The sequence below is a fragment of the Reyranella sp. genome, assembly GCF_004297265.1.
Classification (GTDB): domain Bacteria; phylum Pseudomonadota; class Alphaproteobacteria; order Reyranellales; family Reyranellaceae; genus Reyranella.
Window position 1 is genome coordinate 65,473 of sequence record NZ_SCUT01000021.1, and the last position, 21,741, is coordinate 87,213.

Here is a 21,741-nt window from a genome sequence, read left to right on the forward strand (position 1 = left end):
GCGGTCGACGTATCTGCCGCTATAAGCCCGTTCGCCTGGGGAAGATAAGCACAATCCAGGCGCGAGAACGCACACCTCATCCATCGTAATGCATGCAGACGACGACGGCGAAAGCGTCAGGCGCGACCGGACTGGGGAGAGAAAGAAGCGAGGTCGAACTTGCCGCCGGGCAGGCCGCGGCCCAGCCGGTCGAGCGCGCGCTGCCACTTGGCGGCGAAATCGGCATCGAACACCAGCTCCGCGTCGGCATCGACGACCAGCCAGGCATTGTCCTGCATCTCGCGGTCGAGCTGGCCCGGCGCCCAGCCGGAATGGCCCAGCGCCAGCCAGGCATTCTTGGGTCCGGTGCCCCCCGCCATGTCCTTCAGGATCTCGAGCGAGGCGGTGAGCGCCATGCCGCCATCGATCAGCAGGGTCTCGTCCCGCTTGTAATCGGCTGAATGCAGCACCAGCCCGCGAGAGGTCTCGACCGGACCCCCGAACAATACCGGCAAGTCCGCAGTCGTCTTGGGCACCTCGATACCGAGCTGCTTGTAGACCTGGCCGAGTGGCAGATCGTCGACCTTGTTGTTCACGATGATTCCAAGCGCGCCATCGTCATCATGCTTGCAGATGAAGACGACGCTCTTCTGGAAGCGCTCGTCCGACATGGACGGCGCTGCGACCAGGAAGCGGCCGACCAATGTGGCGGCAGGAGAGCTGGGCCCGGGCATGGCGTAATGATCTCCTATATCCATGGGGATTGTCCGGCTAAAGATCAAGGACCGGGGCCAGATGGGCCTTCCATGGACAAAAACCCCACCCCGGCCTAGGGTCCGGCAGTTCGTAAAGGCCGCGGTTGGGCGGCGTATTGGAGGAGCTAATAATGGCGAAAGTCGGAGACAAAGTCCCCAGCGCCACGCTGCGCACGATGGGCCCGGAAGGCCCCAAGGCCGTCACCACCGAGGAACTTTTCGCGCCCGGCAAGAAGGTCGTCGCCTTCGCGCTGCCGGGTGCCTTCACCCCCACTTGTTCAGCAAAGCACGTGCCCGGGTTCGTGGCCGAAGCAGCTGCTCTCAAGGCGAAGGGTGTCGACACCATCGCCTGCATTTCCGTGAACGACGCGTTCGTGATGGGCGCCTGGGGCAAGGACCAGAAGGCTGGCGATTCGGTGATGATGCTGGGCGACGGCAACGCCGAATTCACTCAGGCGATGGGTCTGACGATGGACGGGTCGAAGTTCGGCCTCGGCACGCGCAGCCAGCGCTATGCCATGGTTGTCGAGGACGGCACCATCAAGCAGCTGTTCGTCGAGAAGCCGGGTGCCTTCGAGGTTTCCTCCGCCGAGCACGTGCTCAAGAATCTCTAGCCCTGCGCGTCGCGCACGGCCAAGATCGACGGCGGAGCGCAGGCTCCGCCGTTTTCCTTTGGGGTGCCATGAACCCGACAGATCCGCAGCTCTTCAACGGCTTGTTCCAGGTCAACGGCGCCACGCGCCTCTATGGCACGATCGGCGATCCCATCCGCCAGTTGCGCCTGACCGGCGTGATGCCGCAGGTCTTCGCCGCCACCGGCGTCAATGCCGTCTGGCTGCCCTTCGAAGGCGGCCCCGAACTCCTGCCACTGATGCTCGACGCGCTGGCCAAGATGCGCAACCTCGGTGGCTTCACCGTCACCATCCCGCACAAGACCACCATGCTCGACCTGCTGGGTCGCGCCACGCCCCGCGCGACGGCGGCCGGCAGCGTTAATCTGGTGCGCCGCGACCCCGACGGGGTGCTGGCGGGCGACAATGTCGATGGCCTGGGCTTCGTGCACGGACTGGAAGCGCAGGGCCATCGCGTGAAGGGCGCCAGCGTCTGGCTGGTCGGCCTGGGCGGCGCCGGCGGCGCCATCGCGGCCGCGCTGTGCGAAGCTGGTGTCGGCCGCCTCCTGGTTACCGAGATCCAGGAAGCGCGTGCCGGCAAGGCGATCGACCGGCTGCTGAGCCACTATCCAGACGTACCGGTCGCCGAGGTCCAGTCGCCGCCCAAGGGTATCCACATCGCGATCAATGCGACACCCCTGGGGCTGCGCGCCGGCGATCCGCAATCCTTCGACCCGATGACGCTCGATCCCGACGTCTTGGTGGCCGACGTGATCATGAGCCCGGCCGAAACCCCGCTGCTCAAGCGGGCCCGCAGCCACGGACGGCGCATTCACCATGGCCGGCACATGCTCGACCACCAGGTGCCACTCTATCTCGACTGGTTCGGCATCGATGCCAAGGGCATCGACATCACCCGCCTGGTGCGCTCGATCGGCTGAGGCGTATCAAGGGAGCGCGCAACTCCAGTTGCGCTCATGCCTTGCTGAATCTTGAGCGCCACTGGAGTGGCGCGCTCCAATGAGGCTGCCTCCGCCCTACAGCGTGACGCCGCCGTTCACGTGGAGCGTCTGGCCGGTGATGTAGCCGGCGGCCGGCGAGCAGAGGAAGGCGATCAGGGCCGCCACTTCCGCAGGCTTGCCGTAGCGACCCATCGGGATCGACTGGGTCACTTTCTCCATCCCGGCGCGCGGCACGGCGGCATGGGCGTCCGGGTCCTTCTCGATGAAACCCGGCGCGACGCAGTTCACCGTGGCGCCCGAGGCGGCGATATCGACGGCGAAGGCCTTGGCGAAAGCCTCGACGCCGGCCTTGGCCGCGGCCGAGGCCGGGAAGGTCATGAGCCCGCGCGCGAAGGCATGGGCGACGAAGGACGAGACGCCGACCAGGCGGCCCGCCGTCCCGGCCTTGACCAGCCACGGCTTGGCCGCCGTCGCCAGTTCGAAGAAGGCCGCCGTCATGGCGTTCTGGCTGGCGTCCCAGGTCGCACGATCGAGTTCGCCGACCTGCGTGCGGTTCGCGAAGCCGGCGTTGCTCACGATCACGCCGAGATGGCCGAACGCCTTCACGGCCTCGTCGACGAGGCGCGCCGCCGTGCCGGATTCGGCGAGATCGCCTTCGAGGATCAATGTCTGCGCACCCGCGCCGGCGGCGAAGCCGGCGACCCGCTCCAGTCCGGCACGGTTGCGGCGCGCATGCAGGGCCAGTGCCGTGTCGGGCGCGGCCAGGGCGCGGGCGGTTGCGGCGCCGATGCCCGAGGAGGCACCGGTGATGAGGATCACGCGGGACGGAGAAGTCATGGCGACAGGAGTAGAATCCCGCACGACTAGCGGCAAGTCTCGCGCACGACCGGCGCCAGCAGCGCCGCGAAACGGCGCGCGCCCGCGGCGGAGAAGTGTCCCTCGTCGACGAAGTCGGCCGGGCCGAACGCTTCGGGCGAGAGTGCAACGTACGTATCGCCCAGCGCCCGCGCCGTGCGCTCCAGAGCCGCGTTCGACTGCTGCAGCAATTGCGGGAGATCGCGATCGCGCACGCGCGGCAGCCAGCCATAGAGGCCCTCGCCCTTCAGGCGGTCGCGATTGACGACCTGCCCGACCCAGATCGTCGGTGTGCCGCGCAGCCGGTTGATGGCGGAGATCGTGCGGACGTTTCGCTCGAAGATCGCCGACTGGGCCGGATCAGATCCGCTGGCAGGCGGCAGTGCATAAGGATCCTTGCCATAGCGTACCGTGTCGACCTCGGCGGCGACGAGGCGGGCCAGCACCGTGAGTAGCGGCGAGATCGTGACGTTGGAGCCGCCGATGCGCCGCACCTTCAGGGAGTCGACCTGGCTTGGCATGTGGAAATCGGCATAGCCGGCGTCGAGATTGGGGATGTGCGCATTGCGCAGGTCGTTCCAGCCCACGAAGTAGACCGCGCAGCGCGGCGCCTTGCCGAACTTCTCGGGATAGAAAGCCGTTTGCAGCAAGTGCTCGGCCGTCGTGTAGCCCGGAACGCCATGATTGACGACGACCAGCCTGTCCTCACGCAGCGCCTCGTCCAGCCGGTCGGGCCAGGTGTCGCCCTCGCCGTTGCCGATATCGTAGGCCGCCGATCCGCCGAAGGTCGCCACCACACCACTGTCGGCCAGGCGCGCAGGATCGGGATCGCGGCCGCGCGTGCCCTCCGAGGAGTGGCGGATGGCGAGGCCCGTCGCGCTGGTGAAGGCGAGGCCGGGCACCGGCACGGCCTGCAGCAGCGGATGCCACAGGAAGCGCGCCGGCTCGGCGACGACCGGCGGCAGCAGCGATGGCGAACCGGGCGGCGCCAGGGCCCACGAGCCCAGCCCCCAGGCGAATTCGACGCAGGCCAGCACCAGCAGCGTCCCCGAGAAACGCGGCCAGCGCACCGTCAGCACCGCCACCGCGAGCAGCGCCGCCAGATAGAGGAAATAGTCAGCGCGCGGCCCCGCGGGCTTCAGCTCGTCGATCCGGAAGAGCCAGGTCGCGGTGCCGGCGACAGCGAGGATGCCCAAGAGGCTGATGAAGCGAAGGAATTTCGACACGTGTCCAAGCCCGAGACCAGCTGCCCTTCTACGCGCCTACCGACGGATCGAGGAACTGGTTGTTCGCGGGCTACTTGTCGCCCTTCTGCCACGGCCAGCGTCCGCTGACCTCGAGCTCGAGCGCGAAGCTCAGCAGGGTGCGGATCGCGACGATCACCGCGAGGACGGCAAGATTGTACAAAGTGGGTTCTATGGCCACCGTTCCGATGATGTCGGCGATGACCAGGAACTCCAGGCCGAGCAACATGGATCGTCCGAGATCGGCCCGTAGTCCGTGATAGGCATCGTGCGGGGTCGCGCCTCTTCCAATGCGGACCAGGCAAACACCGATCGAGAGGAACGCCCCGGCCAGCAGGATGAGCACGCCGATCGATTCGACGATGTGGCCGGCGGTCGAGGCCAGCACGTCGATCGTCATCGGCATCTCAGACCGCCCCGCGCATCGTCCTCGGCAAACGGCCAGCCGGCCGCCGGGCCGGCTGGCGTCGCTCGAGAGTGCGCCGCGCTTCGTCGAACAGTTCGGCTACCACATCCTCCCTATGGCGCAGGGCATCGAGGGCGAGCGGTATGCCCACGGAGCCAATGCGCCGGATCGTTCTGCCGCCCTGCATCAGCCAGACTTCCAGACGGTCCGTCCTGTGAATGAGCCTGGGATAGGCTCGCGCCGCAGACGGGGGCGATCTGGGCTTGCCTCGTTTCATGGCGCGATCCCGGTTGGCGAAAAATGGACCGTAACCGCGGGAAGCTCGCATGCCTTGACCTGCATCAAGGTTCTTCGGCACGCCGATCTAGTCCTCCGACCGGCCCGACGATCCTCCGAGGCCCTGCAGATCCCCTTTGTTCGCGCGCCGGCGATCCTCGGGCTCGGGGAAGGAGCGGGCAACGGTCTGCTCGAGCAGCGCCAGTTCACTCTTCAACGCCGGCCCACGTGCCGGCGGCAGCCGGTCGACGAGATGTTCGAGCATCGCCCGAAGCCGACGAACGACCTGGATGCTGGTGGCGCCGTACTGGCGCACCTCGGTTACCGCCAAGTCGACGATGTCGTCCCAGTCGGGCGTCGGAAAAACCAACCGCAGCGTCCCGTGCGAATCGTAGACCCGCGCATTGTCGAGATTCTTCTGTCCTGCGTAGCGCAGCAGCCGATGGATCTGATCGAGCGCCAGCACGGCCGTGGTCGGATCGTTGACGGCCGGCGAAAGAGCGCGCGATGCCACGTCCACCATGATGCGGAAGGCGAACATCGGGTCCTGGCGCATGGTGCGTTCCGGCCCGAAGGCGACCAGCCCATTGAGCGCTTCTTCGCTCAGGCGCGCGTCGGACGGATGGATGCGCGCCAGCGGATCGCCGGTCGAGACGAAGTCCCCGATCTGTGGGATCAGTTCGATCGTACAGCCGGCTCTCGCCGCCAGGGCCATGAGCTCGCGGCTACCGAAGGCCAGGAAGGTCCCCGACGGACCGATGCGCTCGACGATGCGGCCCTCGCGCGCCGCGGGTTCCCGGACGATTCCCCGGCCCTCCGCCCGTCCGGCATCGAAGGCGCCCTGGTAGACACTGTCCATCGCCTCCTTGCCGTCGGCGAACACCTTCTGCAGCACCGTCACCGGTCGCAGCCCGAGACCGACTTCTTCCACGAACCAGAAGAAGACGGCGATGGCCAGGACGTTGCCCACGATCGCCAGGACGATCAGGCCGCCGTGACGGATCTGGTCGGTCGTGTTGGCCAGGGCGACCATGGTGATGCCGAAGGCGAAGACAAAGACGCCGGCCGCGACCTTCATCTCCCAGCGGCTGAAGGTCATCCTGATGATGCGCGGCGTGATCTGGCCGCTGGCGAGCTGAATGGCGAGCAGCAGCGCGGAAACGGCATAGACCATGAACGTCAGCATCGAGGAAGCGAACGCCGCCATGGAGACACGCATGCCCTCGACATCGCCCTCGTCGAAGCGCGGCCAATCGGGCGTGGGAACCAGCTCCAGGACGAGTTTGCCCACCAGCCAGGCGATGAGAAGCGCGAGGACGGGGAACAGCCAGAACGACGAGCGCACGAACTCACCCAGACGATAGCGCAGGCGCCAGCTCATGGTGCTTCCTTCAGGACTGCGCGGACGCCGATCGCCAGGAGGTTGTCGGCCATGAACGCGATCACCACCGGCCGGATGGCGGTCTCCGCGATTCCCAGAATGCCTTCCATGCCGCATCGTTAGCCTGCAGGGCCGACACGCGACTTGATCGTTGTCAAAGGAGCGGTACTCCTCGCAGACCCGCGAGGGACCAATTCGCCGCCCGTTCGTTGATCCAGATCAACGTGATGATCGGCGCAACGGTGTCCTAATCGTGCCTCCATAAACCGAGCCTCCGAACCCGCATGACCGTGTCACAAGCCTGGCTGTCGAGGATCGTCCTCGTCGTGCTCGTCGCGGGCGCGGCGTATGCGGGATGGCAATGGCTGCGTTCGCCGTCGCTGCCGCCCGGCTTCGCCAGTGGCAATGGCCGGATCGAGGCCGTCGACATCGACGTTTCGACCAAGCTGGCGGGGCGTGTCGAGGACATCCTGGTCAACGAGGGCGATTTCGTGCGGGTTGGGCAGGTGCTCGCAAACATGGACACGCGGGTGCTGCGGTCGCGACTCCGCGAGGTCAAGGCGGCGCTCGAACAGGCGCGGATCGAGATCGACACGGCACGCTCGCGGGTGACGCAGCGGCAGGCCGAGAAACGCGCGGCGCTGGCCCTGGTGACGCAGCGCCGCACCGAGGTCGACGCGGCGCGGCGGCGCGTGGCGCGCTCGGAGGAGCTGGCGCCGAAGGGTGCCACCGCACAGCAGGTTCTCGATGACGATCGCGCGCGTCACGACGGCGCCAAGGCCGCGCTCGCCGCCGCCGAGGCGCAGGTCGCGGCGGCCGATGCCGCCATCGGAACGGCCGACTCCCAGGTCGTGGGCGCCCAGGCCGCCTACGAGGCGGCGCTCGCCACGATCGATAGGATCCAGGCCGACATCGACGACAGCGCGCTCAAGGCACCGCGCGACGGCCGCGTGCAATATCGCGTCGCCCAGCCGGGCGAGGTCCTCGCGGCGGGCGGCAGGGTCCTGAACATGGTCGACCTTTCCGACGTCTACATGACGTTCTTCCTGCCGACCGAGGCGGCCGGCCGCATCGCCATCGGCAGCGAGGTGCGGCTGATCCTCGACACCGCCCCGCAATTCGTCCTGCCGGCCCGCGTCACCTTCGTGGCGGACGTGGCGCAATTCACGCCCAAGAGCGTCGAAACGACCGTCGAGCGCCTGAAGCTGATGTTCCGCATCAAGGCCAATATCGATCCGGCCCTGCTCAGCAAGAACCTCGACCAGGTGAAGACCGGATTGCCGGGCGTAGCCTACGTCCGGACCGACCCCAGGGTCGATTGGCCGGCCAACCTGGCGGTGAAGCTTCCCCCATGACCGACCCCGTCGCCCGGCTGCGCGGCGTCGGCCTTCGCTACGGCCCGGTGACGGCGCTGGAGGCCATCGACCTCGAGCTGCCGGCCGGAAGCATCGTCGGCCTGATCGGGCCGGACGGCGTCGGCAAGTCGAGCCTGCTGGCGCTGGTGGCCGGCGCGCGCCGCCTGCAGGCCGGCAGCGTCGAGGTGCTGGGTGGCGACATGGCGAGCGGCCGGCATCGCCGCCGCGCCTGCACGCGAATCGCCTACATGCCGCAGGGGCTGGGGCGAAACCTCTACGCCACCCTCACGGTGGCCGAGAACATCGACTTCTTCGGCCGCCTGTTCGGCCATGGCCGGCGCGAGCGCAAACGGCGCATCGACGAGCTGACGAAGGCTACCGGGCTCGCACCGTTCGTCGATCGTCCCGCCGGCAAGCTGTCGGGCGGCATGAAGCAGAAGCTCGGCCTGTGCTGCGCCCTCATTCACGATCCCGACCTTCTCATCCTCGACGAACCGACCACCGGCATCGATCCCCTGTCGCGCCGTCAGTTCTGGGACCTGATCGCCCGCATCCGCGCGGCCCGGCCCGGCATGAGCGTCATCGTGGCGACCGCCTACATGGAGGAGGCCGCCCGTTTCGACTGGCTCGTGGCAATGGATTCCGGCCGCGTGATCGCGACCGGCAGCCCGCGCGATCTGCTCGCGCGCACCGGCAGCACATCGCTCGAGGCGGCCTTCATCGCGCTGCTTCCCGGCGAGCCGGGCCGCGACCACCGGCCGGTCGAGGCGCCGCCTCCCGACAACGGGCACGACGCCGAGGCCGCCATCGAGGTGCGCGGCCTGACCAAGCGCTTCGGCGATTTCGTCGCCGTCGACCATGTCGACCTGCGCATCGCGCGGGGCGAGATCTTCGGATTTCTGGGATCCAACGGCTGCGGCAAGACCACGACCATGAAGATGCTGACCGGGCTGCTTCCGGCCAGCGAGGGCGAGGCCCGGCTGTTCGGCCAGCCGGTCGACGCCCAGGACTTCGAGATCCGCCGTCGCGTCGGCTACATGTCGCAGTCCTTCTCGCTCTACAGCGAACTGACCGTGCGGGAGAACCTCGACCTCCATGCCCGCCTGTTCCACCTGCCCGAGAAGACGATCGCGGGTCGCGTCCAGGAGGTCGCCGGACGTTTCGAGCTGCTCGACGTGCTGGACGCCCTGCCCCCGACCTTGCCGTTCGGCCAGAGGCAGCGCCTGTCGCTCGCCGTGGCGGTGATCCACGAACCCACCCTGCTGATCCTCGACGAACCCACGTCCGGCGTCGATCCGATCGCCCGCGACGCCATCTGGCGGATGTTGATCGACCTGGCGCGCCGCGAGCGGGTCACCATCTTCATCTCGACCCACCTGATGAACGAGGCCGAACGTTGCGATCGCGTGTCGCTGATGCATGCCGGGCGCGTGCTGGTCAGCGACAGCCCGGCCGCGCTCGTCGCCCGGCGCGGCGTCGCCACGCTGGAGGAAGCCTTCGTCGGCTGGCTGCAGGATGCCTCCGGCACCGACGACGCGACAACGGCGGACGTCGCACCGCCGGTCCATCCGGAAGCGTCGACGCCGCCGCCCAGTCGCTCGTTCGAACTGCGGCGCCTGCTGGCCTACTCCCGTCGCGAAGCGATCGAGCTCATGCGCGATCCGATCCGCGCCACGCTTGCCCTGCTCGGCAGCGTCATCCTGATGTTCGTCATCGGCTACGGCATCAACATGGACGTCGAGGACCTGACCTTCGCCGTGCTCGACCGCGACGGCACGACGACGAGCCGCGACTATGCCCTCAACATTGCGGGCTCGCGCTATTTCATCCAGCGCCCGCCGCTCCAGGACTACGACGACCTCGATCGCCGCATGCGCTCCGGCGAGCTCAGCCTCGCCATCGAGATCCCGCCGAACTTCGCGCGCGACATTGCCCGCGGGCGCACGGTCGAAATCGGCGCCTGGCTGGACGGCGCCATGCCGTCGCGCGCCGAGACCGCCCGCAGCTACGTCCAGGGCATGCATGCGAAATGGCTGGCGGGTACGTCACTGGCCATGCCGCTGGCCAATCTCGAAGTACGGTTCCGCTACAATCCCGACATCCTCAGCCTGGTGGCCATGGTTCCGGCCGTGATCCCGATGCTGCTGCTCCTGATCCCCGCCATGCTGACGACACTCAGCATCGTGCGCGAGAAGGAGCTGGGCTCGCTGGTCAACTTCTACGTCACCCCGGTCACCCGGCTCGAATTCCTGATCGGCAAGCAGTTTCCCTATGTCGTCCTCGGCATGGTGAATTTCCTGCTGCTGACCCTGCTCGCCGTGACCGCCTTCGGCGTGCCGTTCAAGGGCAGTTTCGCGGCCCTGGCCGGCGGTGCGCTTCTCTACATCCTCGCCGCCACCTCCATCGGCCTCCTGTTCTCGACCTTCATGCGCAGCCAATCGGCCGCGATCTTCGGCACGACCATCGGCACGATGATTCCGGCGATGGAATTCTCCGGCATGATCGACCCGGTATCGTCGCTGCAGGGCATCGGCGCGGCGATCGGACAGGCCTATCCGATGACGCATTTCCTGACGATCACGCGCGGGACCTTCTCCAAGGCGCTGGGATTCGGCGACCTGCAGGCGTCGTTCGTGCCGCTGCTGATCGCCGCGCCGCTGCTGGTCGGCCTGAGCGCCGTCCTGCTGCGCAAGCAGGAGGCCTGAACGATGCGCGCCGCCAACATCGTCCATCTCGGAATCAAGGAATTGCGCGGGCTCGCCCGCGATCCCGCGATGCTGGCGCTGATCGTCTTCGCCTTCACCTTCTCGATCTACAGCGCATCGACGGCGATGCCCGAGCAGCTCAACAAGGCGGCGATCGCCATCGTCGACGAGGACCACTCGCCGCTCTCCGCACGCATCGCCGACGCCTTCTTCCCACCCTTCTTCATGCTGCCCTCGATGATCGCGCAGCCCGAGATGGACCACCGCATGGATGCCGGGATCGACACCTTCGCCCTCGACATCCCGCCCGAATTCCAAAGGGACCTGCTGGCCGGACGCCGGCCGACCATCCAGCTCAACGTCGACGCCACGCGCATGAGCCAGGCCTTCACCGGCGCCGGCTATGTCCAGAGCATCGTGGCCAGCGAAATCGATGCTTTCGTCCGGCGCTACCGCGCCAATGTTCCGGCATCCGTCGAGCTCACCTTGCGCGCGCGCTTCAACCCGTCGCTCACGATCTCCTGGTTCGGATCCGTGATCGAGGTCGTCAACAACGTCACCATGCTGTCGATCATCCTGACCGGGGCGGCGCTGATCCGCGAGCGCGAGCACGGCACCATCGAGCATCTTCTGGTCATGCCCGTCACGCCGCTCGAGATCATGGCGGGCAAGATCTGGTCGATGGCGCTGGTGGTACTGGCGGCCTGCGCGCTTTCGCTGCTGTTCGTCGTGCAGGGGCTGCTCGCCGTACCGCTCCAGGGCTCGGTCGCCCTGTTCCTGGCCGGCGCCGCCGTGCACCTCTTCGCCACCACGTCGCTCGGCGTGTTCCTGGCGACCGTCGCGCGGTCCATGCCGCAATTCGGGCTGTTGCTCATCCTCGTGCTCTTGCCCCTGGAGATGCTGTCGGGCGGCACGACGCCGCGCGAGAGCATGCCGGAGATCGTCCAGTACCTGATGCTGGCAGCCCCAACGACGCACTTCATCATGCTCGGCCAGGCGATCCTCTTCCGCGGCGCCGGATTCGAGACGGTGTGGCCTCAGTTCATCGCGCTGGCCGTCATCGGCCTTCTCCTGTTCACCATGGCCCTCGCCCGCTTCCGCAAGGCCGTCGGCGAGACGGCCTAGCCGCCGCAACGCGGGGCGTGGGCGCTCCTGCGGCCAGGGGAGGGGCCGATTGGCGACCGCGCCGGAAGGCCTGGAACCCTCCCGCCAGGAGAGGCAAGACCCGAGGAAATCAACCAGATCCTGAGGCGCCAATCGGGAAACACACAATATCCAGTGCCGGGACCTCCTGCTTCAGGGGGCGCGACCTTCGCTTCATTTTTTGTTTATTTCGTTTATTTCGTTTGTTGGACGGGACTGCGGCGCATTCAACGGACTGCCAGGCCTCCTGCCTGGTTGCCCACGTGAAGTTATCGCCTACAGCGATCGTACGTGGCTTTTCAGAAGCCAGACCCTCTACCGCTTCCGTCCTGATCCCAGCTTGTCGTTGTAGTACAGGCCCGACTTGAAGGCCTTCTTCAGATGGTCGTCACATACAATCTGGCCTGTCGGCTTGCCCTCATGCTTCAAACGATAACGGACCTGTTCCCGCGATATCTGCCCCGACCAAGAGCAAGAGTGGGGCGCTACCTGATGGAATATCGCGCCCACACTTCATTTCGCAGGCAACGCATCCCATACGCACACACCATTATACATTGAAACCTTCAAATGCTTTGTGAACGCATTGCCGGTGATATGGGGCTGGTTGTTCAGGTTAGTAGTGAACGTGTGGTCAACAGAACCATCCGAACCTACCGTTGCGCTAGTGCGAGTCCCGCTAGGCGTGACAATTTCCAGTCGATTGCCTTTAAGTACGAAGGTGTAGACCACTGTCTTGGTCCAACCGTTACACTTGTCCTTGCTCGCCTCGGCCGTGTTGAAGGACAGCGTAGAGCGCCACCGCACTGTGTTGGGTGGCGCATTCAGCGTGGCGCCCTGCGCCCCGCTGGTGGAGGGTTGGGCGCCAGCGGGCACGGGGTCCCGCCCCATAGACAGCTCAAACCGCCGGCCGTCCTTAAGCGTGAACGTACCCTGAAGCGTGTTGCCTTTTGACGATAGCTCAACGGCCGAGCCAGCGCCGGTGACGAGCGTAATCGTGTCGGATTGGACAGTACACGCCGTCCGGTCGATGCTTTTGCCTATCTCCTGCCATGTACAAGCCAACACGCCATTCCTATCGACGACGTTGAGAATGCGCCTCGGCTCTCCAAACGGATATCCGTCGATGGCTCCATACCACCTACCCGAGAGCTTGGACTGCTGTGCGTGCGAGGCAGTAGACGCAAGGCAAGCAGCGACGATGAGAGGCCACATCTTCATAGCACGTCCCCAGAGATAGATTGCTTGTATTGCTACTGTCGGAGGTGCTTCTAGCGTCCGATACCACCGAAACTCAAGGCTCACCGTTACTGGGGCAGGCTACGGGAAGAGTTGAAGAAATGCGAAATTGTCTGCGCCAACTGCCACCGCATCCGCACACGCGCGAGACTGGGGGCTAGGGAGGGGCTAACGGCTAGTCCCGCCGAGTAGGGCGTCTATAACAGGCTGATTTTATTAGGAGAAATGGCGCGCCCGGAAGGAGTCGAACCTCCAGCCTTCTGATTCGTAGTCAGATGCTCTATCCAGTTGAGCTACGGGCGCACGGCCGATCCCCGAGGGGTCCGGCGAAGAGGGGCGCACCCTAGTGAAACTGTTCCGGCGATGCAAGCCGAGTCGACGGGGCATCGTGGGCTGCGACCGGGCGCCGCCCCAGCCCTCGAACCGGCCGCGAAACCGCCCCGGCGGAGAGGACCCGACGGCGCCAAGTCGTTCAACGGACTGGGAAAAAGCCGGTCGGTTTTGCTTGCTTTCAATCGGCATGACTGCCATCTGGATTTGGGGCATGTGCCCCGAATCGGCCCTGTTTCGTTCGGGTGCCGCATCGGAGCACCAGAACGATGATATCGGGGCGGGTTCGAGGCCGAAGATGGCGCTAAGAGTTCCACGATCCGCGCTTCTCCTGGCAGCGATCGTCCTCGGCGGATGCACGGAGGGCAGCGTCTTCGCACCGGCCGGCAGCCCTCCTCCGTCGAATACCAATCCCGCCATCACCCAGACCGGCACGCAGACGGTCCGCAAGACCATCGAGCAGCTGCGCAGCGACCAGACCGCGCTCAACAGCGGCATTGCCGCCCAGCAGGGCCAGTTCAACACGACCCGGGCACAACTGGCCACCGACGCGCGGACCTATTCCAGCCTGGTGAGCGGCATCACCTCGCGCCTCCAGGCCGGCACGACTCCGGGCAACCCGGACCTCGTGAACCAGTGGAACGCCGCGCAGGGCAGGCTCGACGCGGTGACCCTGGGCGTCGGCACGCTGAATTCCCTGGCCAGTCAGGTCACCACCCAGGCCTCGGTGGCGGGCTACCTGCTCGAGAACGTACGCCTTGCCTTGATGGTGGGCGGCGCGACCGACGCGGACCATCGCAACCTGCGCGCCATCGAGAGCGAGACGCGGCGCTCGATGCAGCAGATCGACCGGCTGATCGCCGACCTCAACGCCGAGATCGCCCGCGAGAACACGTTCCTGGGCCGCGAGCGCACCAACCTGGCCGCCCTGTCCTACAACGTGAACATCGGCCGCCTCGGCGGCGCGCCGGGCAGCGGGCAAGGCGGCACCGTCACGCCGCAGCCGACCCGGCGGCCCGTTCCGCTCCAGTAGCCCCGCGCCTGGGGCGCAGAGTGACGTCCATGGCCCTTCGCTTCCTAGCCCTTCTCGGCGCGATCTTCGCTTTGGCGCTTCCGGCGCAGGCGCAGGTGTCGCCAGCGGACCAGACCGCCATCCGCGACGTGATCGAGAGGCAGGTCGAGGCCTTTCGCCGCGACGACGGTGCCGCTGCCTTCGGGTACGCCTCGCCGAACATCCAGCACCTGTTCGGCACGGCCGAGACCTTCATGGACATGGTGCGGCAAGGCTACCAGCCGGTCTATCGGCCGCGCGTCTTCGAGTTCCGCGAGATCGTCACTCTGCAGGGGATGGTGACGCAGAAGGTCCACGTGATCGGCCCCGATGGCCGGCCGGTGACCGCCTTCTATCCGATGGCGCAGCAGCCCGACGGAAGCTGGCGCATCGAAGGCTGCACCCTGCAGGCGCCGGACGAACACCAGGCCTGATCGCCCGCATCCTTCATGTCTCGCGTTTCACCCAAGGTGCTGGCGCTGCTCGGCACCCTGACCCTCATGTGGGGTACGAACTGGCCGCTGTTCCGGATCGCGCTCGCCGAGCTGCCGGTCTTCACCTTTCGCACCCTCGTCCTGTTGGCGGGCGTCACCGTCCTGGCAGCAATCCTGCTGGCGCGGCGCGAGAACTTCGCCGTGCCGCGAGACAAGTGGCCGGCGCTCCTGCTCGCGTCGACGATGAACATCGGCATCTGGAACATCGCGACTTCGCTCGCCGTTCTCTACGTCCCCTCGGGCCATGCCTCGGTGCTGGCCTACACGATGCCGCTCTGGGTCGCGGTGTTGGGCTTCGTGGTGTTCGGCCAGAAGCTGACGGGCCGGCTGCTCGCGGCCATCCTGATCGGGGCCGCCGCCGTCGCCGCGCTGATGATTCCCAACTTCCAGAGCTACGCGACGGCGCCGGCCGGCCTGTTCTGGGGCCTGCTGGCCGGACTCTGCTGGGCCGTCGGCACCCTGGTCGTGAAGCGCACGAGCTGGCCCGGCATGGGCCTGTCGCTCACCTTCTGGCAACTCGTGCTGATGCTGCCGCCGATCGGCTTGGGCGCGCTGATCTTCGACGGGCTGCCTGAGCACCTTCCGTCGGTGAAGGTGCTGGCCGCCACGATCTATACCGGCGCCATCCCGATGGCGATCGGCACCTGTATCTGGTTCACCCTGGTGAAGCTGCTGCCCGCGCAGGTCGCCGCGATCTCCTCCATCGCCATCCCGATCGTGGCGATCGTGAGCGGCATCGTGATCCTACAGGAGCCGCTCTCCACCCTGCAGGCGATCGCCATCGGCTCGACGGCGATCTCTCTCTGGCTCGCCCTGGTGCCCGGACGACAGCGGTAGCGGACGACGGCAGTTGCCTCCGGCCGCCGCAATTCCCACATTGGGGCGGGTATTGGAGGCCCGGGCTTATGACGAGAGGCGATCCACGAGACTGGATGTGGTCGGAAGCGCTGCAGATGCTGGCGCAGGCCGAGCGGCTGCATCAGCAGGTATTCAAGCCGCAGACGGCGGGCCGCCTGCGTCCGTGCTGGGAGCCGCCGGTCGACGTGCTCGAGACCGAGCGCGAAGTCCTGATCCTCGCGGCACTGCCCGGCGTCGATGTGCAGAAGGTGGAGGCCGTCATCGAGAACGGCACGCTCGTCCTGTCCGGCGAGCGCACGGTCCCCGCCGAACTCAGGACCGCCAGGATCCATCGCATGGAGCTGCCGCAGGGCCGCTTCGAGCGTCGGGTGGCGCTTCCGCCCGGCGTGTACGGCGAGGTGCGGCGCTTCGAGGCGAACGGTTGCCTCGTCGTGACCCTGGCCAAGGCCGGCACGCGGAGGCAGCCATGAGCCCGCAGGATGACGTGGTCCAGCCCGTGAGCGCGAAGCCCGCGACCGCGCCGGACGCAAAGCCCTTGCCGTCCGATGCGCTGATCGTCGTGCCGGTGCGCGACCTCGTGCTGTTTCCCGAGATGGTGTTCCCGATCAGCGTCGGCCGCCCCTCGTCGGTCGCCGCCATCCAGCAGGCCGTGCGCGAACAGCGCCAGATCCTGCTGGTGCTGCAGCGCGATCCCGCGAAGGAAGAGCTGGCGCCCGCCGACCTCCATGCGGTCGGCACGATCGTCAACATCTTGCGCTACGTCACGACGCCCGACGGCAACCATCACATCGTCTGCCAAGGCGTGCAGCGCTTCCGCATCACCGACGTCGTCGAGGGATACCCGTTCCTGCTGGCGCGCGGCCTGCACCTTGTCGAGCCGACCGGCACCGGGCCGGAAATCGAGGCGCGCTTCCTCGTCCTGAAGCAGCAGATCCGCGACACGCTGGAACTGCTGCCGCAGGTGCCGCAGGAGCTGCGGCAGACGGTCGAGAGCACGACGTCCGCCGGCGCCCTCGCCGACCTCGCCGCCTCCTATCTCGATTCCAAGCCGGAGGAGAAGCAGGAGATCCTGGAGGCGCTCGACCTCGTGCCGCGCCTCGACAAGGTGACCCAGCTCCTGTCCAAGCGGCTCGAAGTGCTGCGCATCAGCAGCGAGATCGGCAAGCAGACCAAGAGCTCGCTCGACGCCCGCCAGCGCGAAATGGTGCTGCGCGAGCAGATGGCCGCCATCCAGCGCGAGCTGGGCGAGGACGATTCGAACAAGCAGGCGATCGCCGATCTCGACAAGGCGATCACCGAGGCGAAGATGCCGCCCGAGGCCGAGACCGCCGCCCGCAAGGAACTGCGCCGGCTGCAGCGCACGCCCGAGGCCTCGGCCGAGCACGGCATGATCCGCACCTATCTCGACACCCTGGTCGAGCTGCCCTGGGCGCTGCCCGAGACGCAGCCGATCGACATCGCCGAGGCGCGCAAGGTGCTCGACGCCGATCACTTCGGCCTGGAGAAGATCAAGAAGCGCATCGTCGAGTATCTCGCCGTGCGCAAGCTGGCGCCCGAGGGCAAGGCGCCGATCCTGTGCTTCGCCGGACCTCCGGGCGTCGGCAAGACCTCGCTCGGCCAGTCGATCGCCAGGGCGATGGGCCGCAAGTTCGCGCGCGTGAGCCTGGGCGGCGTCCATGACGAGGCCGAGATCCGTGGCCATCGGCGCACCTATATCGGCGCGCTGCCGGGCACGATCATCCAGGCGATCCGCAAGGCGGGTTCGCGCGACTGCGTGATGATGCTCGACGAGATCGACAAGATGGGCAGCGGCGTCCATGGCGATCCGTCGGCGGCGATGCTCGAGGTGCTCGACCCCGAGCAGAACGGCACGTTCCGCGACAACTATCTCGACGTGCCGTTCGACCTGAGCCGCGTCGTCTTCATCGCGACCGCCAACATGCTGGACACGATCCCCGGCCCGCTGCGCGACCGCATGGAGATCATCCAGCTCTCCGGCTACACGGCAGGCGAAAAGCTGCAGATCGCCAAGCGCTACCTCATGCGCCGGCAGCTCGAAGCGAATGGCCTCACGTCCGACCAGGCCGGCATCGACGACGAGGCGCTGCGCCTGATCATCGACGGCTATACGCGCGAGGCCGGCGTCCGCTGGCTCGAGCGCGAGATCGGCCGTGCCCTGCGCCATGTCGCGGTGCAGGTGGCCGAAGGCTCGGCGACCAAGGTGCAGATCGGCACGGCCGACATCGAGGGTCTGCTGGGACCGGTGCGCTTCGAGAACGAGGTGGCGATGCGCACCAGCGTGCCGGGCGTGGCCACGGGCCTCGCCTGGACGCCAGTGGGCGGCGACATCCTGTTCATCGAGGCGACGCGCTCGCCGGGCAACGGACGGCTGATCCTGACCGGCCAGCTCGGCGACGTGATGAAGGAGAGTGCGCAGGCGGCGCTGAGCGTCATCAAGAACAAGGCGAAGTCGATCGGCATCGACACGGCCCTGTTCGAGAAGAACGACATCCACGTGCATGTGCCGGCCGGCGCCACGCCCAAGGACGGGCCGAGCGCCGGTGTGGCGATGTTCATGGCGCTCGCGTCGCTGATGACCGGTCGCACCATCCGCAGCGACACCGCGATGACCGGCGAGATCAGCCTGCGCGGCCTCGTCCTGCCGGTCGGCGGCATCAAGGAGAAGGTCGTGGCCGCGGCCGCGGCGGGCATCACCCGCGTGATGCTGCCGGCCCGCAACAGGCGCGACTACGACGACATCCCCGAGGAAGTCCGCAACACGCTCGAGTTCATCTGGCTGGAGAAGGTCGACGATGCGGTGGCGCAAGCGCTGACGCCCGACGCGCCGGATGAGAGCAACGAGGGCTGAAACTCTTTCATGTTCCTCTCCCCCGCTAGGGGGAGAGGAACTTGATGGAATCACGAAATCCGCAGTGACAGCGGCGAGATCTCGTCGCCAGGGCGGTTGGCGTAGTCGAGCTTGACCGAATCGCGCAGCATGCGGGCCTGCGCTTCGGTGAGACGTTCCATGGCGGCCTTCGGATCGAGATGCACGGGATCGCCGTCCTTCAAGACCACCTCGCCGTCGACCAGCACGGTGCGCACCGCCCGGTCGGCGGCATGGAACACGAAGGAGCGCAGCGGATCGCGCGCCGGCTGCATCAGCGGATGCCCGAGATCCACCAGCACGATGTCGGCCATCATGCCGGGCGCGAGTGCGCCGATATCGTCGCGTCCCAGTGCGGCCGCGCCGCCGAAGGTCGCGGCCTCGAAGGCACCGGCGGTATCGAGGCTGCGGATATCCTCGCTCATCAGGCGGCCGGCGACGATCGCGAGCCGCATCTCTTCGATCAGATTGTGCGGCGCGCAGTCGGTGCCGAGACCCACGTTGACACCGTTGGCGCGATAGCGGCCGATGTGATCCATGGCCAGCCCGTAGCGCGCGAAGGGCTGCGGGCAGTGCGCCACCGATGCGCCCGATTCGGCGATCAGGTCGAGGTCCTTGCGCGTATGCCAGTTTATCTGCGGATGATCGTCGAGCAGGATGCAGTGCGCCATGATCGTGTCGCTCTTCATCAGGCCCTGCTCGGCCGCCCACTGGATGGGCGTCCTGTTGTGACGGCGGATCATCTCGCGCACTTCGACCACCGACTGGCCGATATGGGTCGAGAAGCGGCGGCCCGTTTCATCCGCATGCTTGCGTCCCGCGGCGAACAGTTCCGGCGTCACCGTGTCGATCTGCGCCGGGAAGACCACGGCGTCGAGACGCCCCGAATTGTGCGACTGGGCTTCTTCCATGACACGCTTGGCCTTCTCGAACTGGGCGAGGCCCGCCGCCTCGTCCCATTTCCACGTCACGGTCTGCGGTGAGGCCATGCCCCAGCGCGCCGAGGCGAAGGTCGGCGCCGCATGGAAGCGCATGCCGCTCTCAGCCATCGTTTCCAGCCAGCCCTCGAACGGCACGGTGACATCGCAGGCCGTCGTGGTGCCCGCGCGAAGCATCTCGGAATAGGCCATCGTAGCCGCGCCCTGGCGGCCGTCGTCACCCAGGCGAAAGGCCTGCAGGCGCTCCATGAGGCCGGTCATCTGCTGCTCAGGCACGCCATGGTCCTCGCGCACGCCGCGATAGCCGGGCTCGGTCGACGGATGGGAGTGGATGTTGATCAGGCCCGGCAGGGCCAGCATGCCGCTTCCGTCGATCACCGTCTCAGCCGGTCCCGTGGGACGCGTGCCGGCCGGCGTGATCTCGACGATGCGGCCGTCCTTCAGGTGCAGGTCGACCTCGCGTCGATAGACGTGACGCCGTTCGGCACCGTCCCGGACCACGGCCCAGGAGACGTTTCGGATCGAATCGGGCCGCACCGACATGAATTCTGCTCCCGCGAAGGCATGCCTGTTGCATAGGCAGCGCAATGGAACGATAGAATCAGGAAAACAAGAGAACAAGGAGGCAAGTCATGCGGAGTGTGAAATGGGCGCTCGCCGCCGCGACGGCAGCGCTGTTCTCGGTCACGGCCGAGGCGCAGACTCTGAAGGTCGTCATGCATTCGGACGTGAAGATCGTCGATCCGATCTGGACCACGGCCTACATCGTCCGCAACTACGGCTACATGGTCTACGACACGCTGCTGGCGGTCGACGACAAGCTCGAGGTCAAGCCGCAGATGCTGGAGAGCTGGAAGGTGAGCGACGACAAGCTCACCTATACCTTCACGCTGCGCGACGGGCTGAAGTTCCACGATGGAGCGCCGGTGAAGTCCGAAGACTGCATCGCCTCGATCAAGCGCTGGGCGTCGCGCGACGCGATGGGCCAGAAGCTGATGAGCTTCACCAAGGACCTGGCCGCCGTCGACGACAAGACCTTCACGCTGACCCTCAAGGAGCCCTACGGGCTGGTGATCGAGTCTCTCGGCAAGCCGAGCTCGAACGTGCCGTTCATCATGCCCAAGCGCATCGCCGAGACGCCGGGCAACACGCAAATCAAGGAGTTCATCGGCTCCGGTCCGTTCGTATTCCGCGCCGACCTGTGGCGGCCGGGCGAGAAGACGGTCTACGACAAGTTCAAGGACTACAAGCCGCGCGCCGAGCCGCCCTCGGCCCTCTCCGGCGGCAAGAACGTCTATGTCGACCGGGTCGAGTGGATCAACATCACCGATCCGCAGACCGCCGCCAATGCGCTGCAGACCGGCGAGATCGACATCCTCGAGCAGCCGCTGATCGAGATGCTGCCGCTGCTGGAGAAGGACAAGAACATCGAAATCAAGGATCTCAATCCGCTGGGCAGCCAGTACAGCCTGCGCTTCAACGTGCTGCACAAGCCGTTCGACAACGCCAAGATCCGCCAGGCCGCGCTCTACGCGCTGAACCAGAAGGATTTCCTTCTGGCGGCCATCAACGACCCGAAATACTTCAAGGAGTGCAAGGCGCTCTTCATCTGCGGCACGCCCTATGCGACCGACGCGGGCTTCGAGGACAAGCTCGAATCCAACTTCGCCAAGTCGAAGGAGATCCTGAAACAGGAAGGCTATGATGGAACGCCCGTCGTGCTGCTGTTCGCGACCGACACCAACACCGGCCGCCTGACGCCGATCGCGAAATCGCTGCTGGAGCGCGGCGGCTTCGTCGTCGACATGCAGGCGATGGATTGGCAGACCGTGCTGTCGCGCCGCGCCCGCAAGGAGCCGCTGAATGCCGGCGGTTGGAGTGCGTTCATGACCTCCTGGGTGTCGGCCGACCTGCTCAATCCCATCGTCTCGGCCTTCGTCGGCGCCGCCTGCGAAAAGGCCGCGATCGGCTGGCCGTGCGACGCCAGGATCGAGGAACTGCGCGACGCCTTCGCCAAGACGACCGATCCCGCCAAGCGGAAGGAGCTGGCGACCGCGGTTCAAGTTCGCGAGTCGGAGTATCCGACCTTCGCCCAGCTCGGCCAGTTCAACGTGCCGATGGCGATCCGCAAGAACGTCACCGGCAGCCTGTCGTCGCCGGCGCCGGTCTTCTGGAACATCAAGAAGACGCAGTGATTTGAGACGCAGTGAGGACAATGGAGCGCGCAACTCCAGTTGCGCTCAGACCTTCCTCACCGACAAGACATGAGCGC

General features: G+C 66.6%; 18 protein-coding genes, 1 tRNA gene and 1 pseudogene. 12 read left to right on the plus strand and 8 right to left on the minus strand.

Translation table 11 applies throughout. The annotated features are described in order from the left end of the window. Positions 1-116: 116 nt before the first annotated feature. Positions 117-713: a YqgE/AlgH family protein gene (locus EPO41_RS07865; RefSeq protein ID WP_296322868.1), complete on the minus strand. Its 597-nt coding sequence runs from the start codon at positions 711-713 to the stop codon at positions 117-119. A 152-nt stretch (positions 714-865) separates the two neighbouring features. Here EPO41_RS07865 and EPO41_RS07870 point away from each other — a divergent pair, with 152 nt between their 5' ends. From EPO41_RS07870 to EPO41_RS29745, 3 genes and pseudogenes are all read left to right on the plus strand, one after another. Next, positions 866-1,348, plus strand: a complete 483-nt coding sequence (locus tag EPO41_RS07870; protein WP_363246954.1) for a peroxiredoxin — start codon at positions 866-868, stop codon at positions 1,346-1,348. 68 nt (positions 1,349-1,416) lie between these two features. After that, positions 1,417-1,725: pseudogene (locus EPO41_RS29740) on the plus strand (hypothetical protein); the annotation flags it as partial. A gap of 457 nt (positions 1,726-2,182) precedes the next feature. Further along, complete coding sequence (locus EPO41_RS29745; RefSeq protein WP_363246955.1) at positions 2,183-2,341, plus strand: CxxxxCH/CxxCH domain-containing protein; 159 nt, start codon at positions 2,183-2,185, stop codon at positions 2,339-2,341. 41 nt (positions 2,342-2,382) lie between these two features. Here the strand turns inward: EPO41_RS29745 and EPO41_RS07880 are convergent, their stop codons facing one another. The 4 genes from EPO41_RS07880 to EPO41_RS07895 all read right to left on the minus strand — a co-directional run bounded on the left by EPO41_RS07880 (position 2,383) and on the right by EPO41_RS07895 (position 6,469). Continuing rightward, the gene (locus tag EPO41_RS07880; protein WP_296322875.1) at positions 2,383-3,144 is read right to left on the minus strand and encodes an SDR family oxidoreductase; all 762 of its coding nucleotides are present in this window, start codon (positions 3,142-3,144) and stop codon (positions 2,383-2,385) included. A gap of 26 nt (positions 3,145-3,170) precedes the next feature. Continuing rightward, entirely contained in the window at positions 3,171-4,388 is a 1,218-nt protein-coding gene (locus tag EPO41_RS07885) for a GDSL-type esterase/lipase family protein (protein ID WP_296322877.1), read from the minus strand. A 70-nt stretch (positions 4,389-4,458) separates the two neighbouring features. Beyond that, complete coding sequence (locus EPO41_RS07890) at positions 4,459-4,812, minus strand: DUF1622 domain-containing protein (protein WP_296322880.1); 354 nt, start codon at positions 4,810-4,812, stop codon at positions 4,459-4,461. 364 nt (positions 4,813-5,176) lie between these two features. Further along, positions 5,177-6,469 carry a DUF2254 domain-containing protein gene (locus tag EPO41_RS07895; RefSeq protein WP_296322882.1) on the minus strand — a complete coding sequence of 431 codons (1,293 nt, stop codon included), beginning with the start codon at positions 6,467-6,469 and terminating at the stop codon, positions 5,177-5,179. A 284-nt stretch (positions 6,470-6,753) separates the two neighbouring features. Here EPO41_RS07895 and EPO41_RS07900 point away from each other — a divergent pair, with 284 nt between their 5' ends. Genes EPO41_RS07900 through EPO41_RS07910 form a run of 3 tightly spaced genes read left to right on the plus strand, consistent with a single transcriptional unit; the run spans position 6,754 to position 11,654 of the window. After that, positions 6,754-7,824: an HlyD family efflux transporter periplasmic adaptor subunit gene (locus tag EPO41_RS07900; protein ID WP_296322884.1), complete on the plus strand. Its 1,071-nt coding sequence runs from the start codon at positions 6,754-6,756 to the stop codon at positions 7,822-7,824. Next, positions 7,821-10,529, plus strand: coding sequence for a ribosome-associated ATPase/putative transporter RbbA (rbbA, locus tag EPO41_RS07905; RefSeq protein WP_296322886.1), 2,709 nt, complete (start codon positions 7,821-7,823; stop codon positions 10,527-10,529). The genes EPO41_RS07900 and rbbA overlap by 4 nt, the downstream gene beginning before the upstream one ends. A 3-nt stretch (positions 10,530-10,532) precedes the next feature. After that, positions 10,533-11,654, plus strand: coding sequence for an ABC transporter permease (locus tag EPO41_RS07910; protein WP_296322888.1), 1,122 nt, complete (start codon positions 10,533-10,535; stop codon positions 11,652-11,654). 531 nt (positions 11,655-12,185) lie between these two features. Here EPO41_RS07910 and EPO41_RS07915 read toward each other — a convergent pair. Then, entirely contained in the window at positions 12,186-12,893 is a 708-nt protein-coding gene (locus tag EPO41_RS07915) for a hypothetical protein (protein WP_296322891.1), read from the minus strand. 244 nt (positions 12,894-13,137) lie between these two features. Next, positions 13,138-13,214: transfer RNA gene (locus tag EPO41_RS07920), tRNA-Arg, on the minus strand. A 325-nt stretch (positions 13,215-13,539) separates the two neighbouring features. Between EPO41_RS07920 and EPO41_RS07925 the strand changes: the two genes are divergently transcribed. From EPO41_RS07925 to lon, 5 genes are all read left to right on the plus strand, one after another. Next, a complete protein-coding gene (locus tag EPO41_RS07925) occupies positions 13,540-14,274 on the plus strand; it encodes a hypothetical protein (protein ID WP_296322894.1) in 735 nt (244 codons plus the stop codon). A gap of 29 nt (positions 14,275-14,303) precedes the next feature. Continuing rightward, a complete protein-coding gene (locus tag EPO41_RS07930) occupies positions 14,304-14,726 on the plus strand; it encodes a DUF4864 domain-containing protein (RefSeq protein ID WP_296322896.1) in 423 nt (140 codons plus the stop codon). A 15-nt stretch (positions 14,727-14,741) separates the two neighbouring features. Then, positions 14,742-15,623 carry a DMT family transporter gene (locus EPO41_RS07935; RefSeq protein WP_296322899.1) on the plus strand — a complete coding sequence of 294 codons (882 nt, stop codon included), beginning with the start codon at positions 14,742-14,744 and terminating at the stop codon, positions 15,621-15,623. Positions 15,624-15,691: 68 nt separating this feature from the next. Beyond that, on the plus strand, positions 15,692-16,114 hold the full coding sequence (locus tag EPO41_RS07940) for an Hsp20/alpha crystallin family protein (protein ID WP_296322902.1): 423 nt from the start codon (positions 15,692-15,694) through the stop codon (positions 16,112-16,114). Then, entirely contained in the window at positions 16,111-18,513 is a 2,403-nt protein-coding gene (gene lon / locus EPO41_RS07945) for an endopeptidase La (protein ID WP_296322905.1), read from the plus strand. The genes EPO41_RS07940 and lon overlap by 4 nt, the downstream gene beginning before the upstream one ends. 50 nt (positions 18,514-18,563) lie before the next feature. On the opposite strand, the gene EPO41_RS07950 is transcribed toward lon, so the two are convergent. Continuing rightward, a complete protein-coding gene (locus EPO41_RS07950) occupies positions 18,564-20,012 on the minus strand; it encodes an amidohydrolase family protein (protein WP_296322908.1) in 1,449 nt (482 codons plus the stop codon). Between the two features lie 89 nt (positions 20,013-20,101). Between EPO41_RS07950 and EPO41_RS07955 the strand changes: the two genes are divergently transcribed. Beyond that, positions 20,102-21,664 (plus strand): ABC transporter substrate-binding protein, encoded by a 1,563-nt coding sequence (locus EPO41_RS07955; RefSeq protein WP_296322911.1) that lies wholly within the window; start codon positions 20,102-20,104, stop codon positions 21,662-21,664. Positions 21,665-21,741: the final 77 nt, after the last annotated feature.

Bases quoted from the DNA above. Each gene is read 5' to 3' on its own strand.
- EPO41_RS07925 (WP_296322894.1), top strand. From the start codon at position 13,540: ATGGCGCTAAGAGTTCCACGATCCGCGCTTCTCCTGGCAGCGATCGTC.
- EPO41_RS07915 (WP_296322891.1), bottom strand. From the start codon at position 12,893: ATGAAGATGTGGCCTCTCATCGTCGCTGCTTGCCTTGCGTCTACTGCC.
- EPO41_RS07910 (WP_296322888.1), top strand. From the start codon at position 10,533: ATGCGCGCCGCCAACATCGTCCATCTCGGAATCAAGGAATTGCGCGGG.
- EPO41_RS07930 (WP_296322896.1), top strand. From the start codon at position 14,304: ATGGCCCTTCGCTTCCTAGCCCTTCTCGGCGCGATCTTCGCTTTGGCG.
- rbbA (WP_296322886.1), top strand. From the start codon at position 7,821: ATGACCGACCCCGTCGCCCGGCTGCGCGGCGTCGGCCTTCGCTACGGC.
- EPO41_RS29745 (WP_363246955.1), top strand. From the start codon at position 2,183: ATGGCCGGCACATGCTCGACCACCAGGTGCCACTCTATCTCGACTGGT.
- EPO41_RS07900 (WP_296322884.1), top strand. From the start codon at position 6,754: ATGACCGTGTCACAAGCCTGGCTGTCGAGGATCGTCCTCGTCGTGCTC.
- EPO41_RS07950 (WP_296322908.1), bottom strand. From the start codon at position 20,012: ATGTCGGTGCGGCCCGATTCGATCCGAAACGTCTCCTGGGCCGTGGTC.
- EPO41_RS07880 (WP_296322875.1), bottom strand. From the start codon at position 3,144: ATGACTTCTCCGTCCCGCGTGATCCTCATCACCGGTGCCTCCTCGGGC.
- EPO41_RS07895 (WP_296322882.1), bottom strand. From the start codon at position 6,469: ATGAGCTGGCGCCTGCGCTATCGTCTGGGTGAGTTCGTGCGCTCGTCG.
- lon (WP_296322905.1), top strand. From the start codon at position 16,111: ATGAGCCCGCAGGATGACGTGGTCCAGCCCGTGAGCGCGAAGCCCGCG.
- EPO41_RS07865 (WP_296322868.1), bottom strand. From the start codon at position 713: ATGCCCGGGCCCAGCTCTCCTGCCGCCACATTGGTCGGCCGCTTCCTG.
- EPO41_RS07940 (WP_296322902.1), top strand. From the start codon at position 15,692: ATGACGAGAGGCGATCCACGAGACTGGATGTGGTCGGAAGCGCTGCAG.
- EPO41_RS07955 (WP_296322911.1), top strand. From the start codon at position 20,102: ATGCGGAGTGTGAAATGGGCGCTCGCCGCCGCGACGGCAGCGCTGTTC.
- EPO41_RS07935 (WP_296322899.1), top strand. From the start codon at position 14,742: ATGTCTCGCGTTTCACCCAAGGTGCTGGCGCTGCTCGGCACCCTGACC.
- EPO41_RS07890 (WP_296322880.1), bottom strand. From the start codon at position 4,812: ATGCCGATGACGATCGACGTGCTGGCCTCGACCGCCGGCCACATCGTC.
- EPO41_RS07870 (WP_363246954.1), top strand. From the start codon at position 866: ATGGCGAAAGTCGGAGACAAAGTCCCCAGCGCCACGCTGCGCACGATG.